The sequence below is a fragment of the Vibrio sp. S12_S33 genome, from assembly GCF_963889785.1.
Lineage (GTDB): Bacteria > Pseudomonadota > Gammaproteobacteria > Enterobacterales > Vibrionaceae > Vibrio > Vibrio aestuarianus.
This window is the reverse complement of sequence record NZ_CAWPQZ010000178.1, coordinates 1-908: the sequence shown is the minus strand read 5'-3', so window position 1 is coordinate 908 and position 908 is coordinate 1. Positions and strand designations below refer to the sequence as shown.

Genomic DNA, 908 nt, shown 5'->3' with positions numbered 1-908 from the left:
GCATAAATTTCAACACCAAAGAAGCCGCACCAACGAACTTAACAAACACAACACTTCCCGTAAGCAGACTTCGTTAAGTTCAAACACTTTCCAAAAAGTGCCACTGGCGAGATAGTTGAGAAGCTGAGATTTGTCCAGTGTGTAGCTAGAAAACCCAAAGCCTTTCCACCCTAAATTCAACGTTTTTCTTAACCCCTGCTAACGCCCAATTAAGGGGTGAGCAACGCTACCACCCAAACCTAAAGCACTGTGCCATAAACACTAAACTTGAAGTAGAAGCAAAAATACCAAGCGTTGGGAATCCCTCTTAAATTGTTTGTTAGCTGTTTACCCTTCAGCTTCAAAATGAGCAAACACTTCAGCACCAGTCATATTCTGAGTTTCGTTCTTGAAATCATAGTATTCGGGCTTCTCATCAACAAATATTTGATGAGTAAACTGAAAATTGTCATCACCTTGAAGCAAGCCAACTGGCAGGTGATACTGATTTGCAGGCTTAAGGTAATAAAACAAATGTGTTCCACACTTATTGCAAAACCCTCTATCTGCCCACTCTGAGGATGAGTATCTTGTGACACTTTCTTCATCTGCTATTTGTACTGAATCAGCACAATCGATGGCTAGCATTGGACCACCGCCCCAATTGCGACATATGCTACAGTGACATGCCGCCACCTCATTACTAGCATATTCAACTTCTAGTTCGACTGAACCACATAAACATTTAGCATGACCTTTCATAAATCCTCCAATAATTTATAGGTAGACACCTTTTAACAGCTAACGCCGCGTTAAGTGGTGAGCAACGCGACCACAATCCTAAACCATTGCGCCTTAAACACAAAACTCAACCTAGAACCGAAACTCCCAAGCGTTGGGAATCCGTCTTAAACGCCTAGTTAGCTGCT

1 protein-coding gene is annotated in these 908 nt (G+C 42.2%); it reads right to left on the bottom strand.

All coding sequences use genetic code 11. The annotated features are described in order from the left end of the window. Positions 1–327: 327 nt before the first annotated feature. On the bottom strand, positions 328–741 hold the full coding sequence (locus AACW06_RS19730) for a GFA family protein (protein WP_192076356.1): 414 nt from the start codon (positions 739–741) through the stop codon (positions 328–330). Between the last annotated feature and the right edge of the window lie 167 nt (positions 742–908).